The organism is Dolichospermum circinale AWQC310F, assembly GCF_000426925.1.
Taxonomy (GTDB): domain Bacteria; phylum Cyanobacteriota; class Cyanobacteriia; order Cyanobacteriales; family Nostocaceae; genus Dolichospermum; species Dolichospermum circinale.
Window position 1 is genome coordinate 43258 of record NZ_KE384664.1, and the last position, 4510, is coordinate 47767.

At 39.7% G+C, this 4510-nt stretch carries 3 protein-coding genes and 1 pseudogene; 3 read left to right on the plus strand and 1 reads right to left on the minus strand.

Annotation, left to right across the window (positions count from 1 at the left end):
* The 3 genes from ACIR310F_RS26010 to ACIR310F_RS0102265 all read left to right on the plus strand — a co-directional run.
* On the plus strand, window positions 1-637 hold a 637-nt coding region (locus ACIR310F_RS26010), incomplete at its 5' end, for a M10 family metallopeptidase C-terminal domain-containing protein (RefSeq protein ID WP_196803149.1).
* 255 nt (window positions 638-892) lie between these two features.
* Window positions 893-2074: a sulfate adenylyltransferase gene (gene sat, locus ACIR310F_RS0102260; RefSeq protein ID WP_028082419.1), complete on the plus strand. Its 1182-nt coding sequence runs from the start codon at window positions 893-895 to the stop codon at window positions 2072-2074.
* A 76-nt stretch (window positions 2075-2150) separates the two neighbouring features.
* On the plus strand, window positions 2151-4316 hold the full coding sequence (locus ACIR310F_RS0102265; protein WP_028082420.1) for a caspase family protein: 2166 nt from the start codon (window positions 2151-2153) through the stop codon (window positions 4314-4316).
* Here ACIR310F_RS0102265 and ACIR310F_RS26015 read toward each other — a convergent pair.
* Window positions 4290-4510 (minus strand): annotated as a pseudogene (locus ACIR310F_RS26015) (hypothetical protein); the annotation flags it as partial. The gene ACIR310F_RS0102265 and the pseudogene ACIR310F_RS26015 overlap by 27 nt on opposite strands.

Below are 4510 nucleotides of genomic sequence, written 5' to 3' on the forward strand. Positions count from 1 at the left end.
AGATGGTGGTCAAGATACTATTGATTTCACTGGTACAACCGCAGCAATCCGCCTAAATCTAAGTATTACTACTACTCAAACCTTGGCTGCTAATGGTTCAAAACTGAAATTAACTGCCGCTAATACCATTGAAAATGTGATTGCTGGTGCTGGAGCAGATAGAATTATCGGTAATGACCTAGATAACCGCTTGGTTGGTGGTTTAGGTAATGATGCTCTGACCAGTGGTGTGGGTAATGATACTCTAATTGGTGGCGCTGGTAATGACATTCTAACTGGTGGTCTTGGTAATGATGTCTTCAGCTTTACAGGGAATGCGGCGTTCACTTCCGCTACTCAAGGTCTAGATACTATCCAAGACTTTACTTCTGGTAATGACCAAATCTCGTTAAGTAAGTCTGTATTTGCGTCTCTAACCAGTATTGTCGGTCAAGGATTCAGTGTAGCAAACGAGTTTGCTGTGGTTGAAGATGATGATTTGGTAGGTACTAGTAACGGGCTGATTGTTTACAGCCAAAGCAGTGGTAGTCTTTACTACAACCAAAATGGCACGGTGGCAGGCTTTGGTACTGGTGGTGAGTTTGCTATTCTCGCTACTGCTCCCACTCTGACTGCTAGTAATTTCTCTCTTGTTTAATGAGTAATTAGTTCACTTAATCAGTGATCTCTGAAGTGGGGGATGATTCTTAGGTAGCGATTCCTAGGTCGCGCTATCATCTCCCACTTTTTTTGTTTGATGCTGAAAAACTGCTAAAATCTTTTTTAGCAGTAGAAGCAGAAGACTCCAGCTAACAACTGGCAACTAAAAATTAGAATTTCACAAAAATTTAACAATGTCTACAAAAATTTGATAAATTAATACATAATTCGCAACAATTAGGGAAACATTACCTTGAGTTATCATCCAGAAGCAAATGCCCCCCACGGTGGAGAGTTAATTAACCGAGTTGCTTCGGCAGCCCAAAGAGAAATATTTCTAACCAAAGCTGACTTTTTACCCCGTGTGGAACTTGATGAACGAGCAGTTTCTGATTTAGAAATGATTGCTATTGGTGGTTTTAGTCCATTAACTGGTTTTATGAACCAAGCAGACTACAACCGAGTAGTTACAGAAATGCGGTTAGCTAACGATATTGTTTGGTCAATTCCCATTACACTGTCTGTAACCCCAGCAGTGGCAGACCGTTTAGAAATAGGTAATTTGGTGCGTCTGGATAACCCCAGCGGGCAGTTTATTGGGGTATTGGAATTAACCGAAAAGTATGCCTACGACAAACAACGGGAAGCTATTAATGTTTATCGCACTGACGACCCTAAACATCCCGGCGTGCAGGTAGTATACAATCAGGGTTCTATTAACTTAGCTGGTGATATCTGGTTATTACAACGGGACTCTCATCCCCATTTTCCCAGCTACCAAATTGATCCTGCTGCTGCACGGGAAATGTTTAGAAACAAGGGCTGGAAAACAATTGTCGGTTTCCAAACTCGTAATCCTATCCACCGAGCCCATGAGTATATTCAAAAGTGCGCTTTAGAGACTGTTGATGGTCTATTCCTACACCCACTGGTAGGAGCAACTAAAGAAGATGATATTGCTGCTGATGTGCGGATGCGTTGTTATGAAATTCTGCTAGAACACTATTATCCCCTAGATAGAGTAATTTTAGCAATTAATCCCGCAGCAATGCGTTATGCAGGTCCGAGGGAAGCAATTTTTCATGCCTTAGTTCGCAAAAATTACGGGTGTACACATTTTATTGTCGGACGGGATCATGCTGGTGTAGGTGATTATTACGGCACTTATGACGCTCAATATATATTCGATGAATTTGCGCCAGAAGAGTTGGGAATTGTGCCAATGAAGTTTGAACACGCTTTTTACTGCACACGCACCAAACAAATGGCTACAACTAAAACCAGCCCCAGCAGACCAGAAGAACGGGTTCATCTGTCTGGAACAAAGGTGCGGGAAATGTTACGTCGGGGTGAGTTACCACCACCAGAATTTTCTCGTCCAGAAGTAGCTGCTGAATTAACACGGGCTATGCAAAATTCGCCCGTATTAGTTTAGATTAAGACTAGAAACTTTACTCTATGGACTTCAGCCTTTAAGCTATTACTGACGGGCTGGGGTCTGATGGTTAATTATGAAACGGCGTAAGTTTTTACAAGAAATTAGCTGCGCCTTAGCAGCATTAGGACTAGCACAAGAAGAGTGGTTAAGTTTGGGCAATCCTTATTACCAGGCTTTAGCACAATCCAAATCTCGCAAGTTAGCATTCTTGATAGGTATTAATCAATATTCACAAAGTCCTGCCCTGGCTGGTTGTGTCACTGATGTGGAATTGCAAAGGGAATTGTTAATTAATCGCTTTGGTTTTGCAGCAGCAGATATTCTGACTTTAACGGACAAACAAGCAACTAAAGACCTAATTACAGCGGCTTTTGTAGATCATTTGAGTCAGCAAGTCAAACCTGAAGATGTGGTGATTTTCCATTTCTCAGGTTATGGTACTCGCGTGAAGACAAATGATCAGATCCCTGACTTTTTTAAGAAATCGGAGAGCTATAGAACAGGTATATTACAAAATGCTATACTTCCTGTTGATGAAAATAATTTAGGAGATGAAAAATCTGTCAACTATTTATTAGAAGAAACTCTCTTGCTATTATTGCAATCTCTACCCACAAATCAAGTTATAGCAGTATTGGATACGAGTTACTATCATCCTAGTGAATTAAAATCCACAGGTTTGCAAATTCGTACTCATCCAGAATTATCATCTCTGATTTCAGCAACAGAAGAATTAGAGTTCTTATCACAACTCAAAAATCAAAAATCACCTATTAATAATGCCCTGATTTTTAAAGCTACTTCAGAACCAAATCAACAAGCAGGAGAATTACTTTTCCCCGGTTGGAGTGCGGGATTATTTACTTATGCCTTAACTCAATATTTGTGGGAAACTACTCCCCAAAAAACAATACAAGTTCTCCTTTCTCATGTGGGTAGTTCTATATATAAATTGGCAGGAAAACAACAACCAAGCCTATTAAGTGCGCGGAAAAATGCTGAAAATGCCCTCATTACTGATTATTTCCCTATTAATAACTTTAGGGGTGTGGGCATAATCAAAGCCATAGAAGATGATGGTAAAACAATCAAATTATGGTTAGGAGGATTACCTCCCCTGGTTCTAGCAAATTATGGCGTAAATTCTCGTTTAATGGTGGAGACAGGAGTTGAGTTAATTATTAAATCCCGAATTGGTTTAATAGCCAAAGCCCAAGTAGATAAAGAAATTATCAAATTACCACTTGGACAAATAGTACAAGAATCTGTTCGCGCATTACCCAGAAATACCCATCTTAATATGGCCTTAGATCAGGGTTTAGAAAGAATTGAACGGGTAGATGCTACCAGTGCTTTTTCAGGAATTAGCAATGTGGCTAATATTGTCACCAGCACAGAAACCGCTGATTATGTCTTTGGTAAAGTTTCCCAAATACCCAGCCGTTATGGTGTTTTTTCTTTAGGAGGTGAACTAATTACCAATACTGTAGGGGAAATTGATGAAGCTGTAAAAGTAGCAGTGCAACGATTAACACCAAAATTTTCTACCCTGTTAGCATCAAAATTATGGCAACTTACGGAAAATGAGGGTACTTCCCGTTTACCAGTTAGGGCAACTTTAGAGGTTGTTAATAACATTTTACCTCGTATTCTCATGGTTAGGGAAACCGTAGAAACTGCTAATAGTGATAAAACCTATCCCAGACCCAGTTATTCCCCCACCGCTATTCCCACAATTTCTGTAGGTAGTCTGGTGCAATATAGAATTGAAAATTTGAGCGATCGCCCTGTATACTTGATTCTAGTAGCTTTAAATAATAACCAAAGTGCCTTTGCCTTTTATCCTTGGCAAGTTTTTCCACCAAACAACATTTCTCCTCACAAACCCCAATTAACAGAAATCCTCATTCCTCCCGGAAAAACAGTCAAAATTCCAGATAATCAACCTGTACCTGGTTGGTTGGTTCCCACACTTTCTACCTTTTGTCAACACCAAATTGTTATCAGCACAACCCCATTTAAAGAAACTCTCACAGCCTTAGCCACTGCTAAATATCCTACCACAGATCAACAAGCCATTAGTCCTTTAGTTAATCCTTTAAAAGTTGCCCAAGCTCTATTGCAAGACTTACATCACAGCAGTAAAGTTAAAGATGATATTAACCCTACTACCAGTGATGCCTATATTTTAGATGTCAATAATTGGGCAAGTTTAAACTTTAGTTTTCAAGTTGTTTAAGTAGCATCTGCTGGTAGTTTGGGTGATCAGTGCCATAAAAATTTTTTCGTGATAATTTATAATTAATACTAAATATAAGTAGGTGAACGTAAAAAAACCGAAATATGTAACTAAAAGTAAAGTTGCCCAAAACCTCTTCCCTGTTCCCTGTTCCCTGTTCCCTGTTCCCTGTTCCCTGTTCCCTGTTCCCTGTT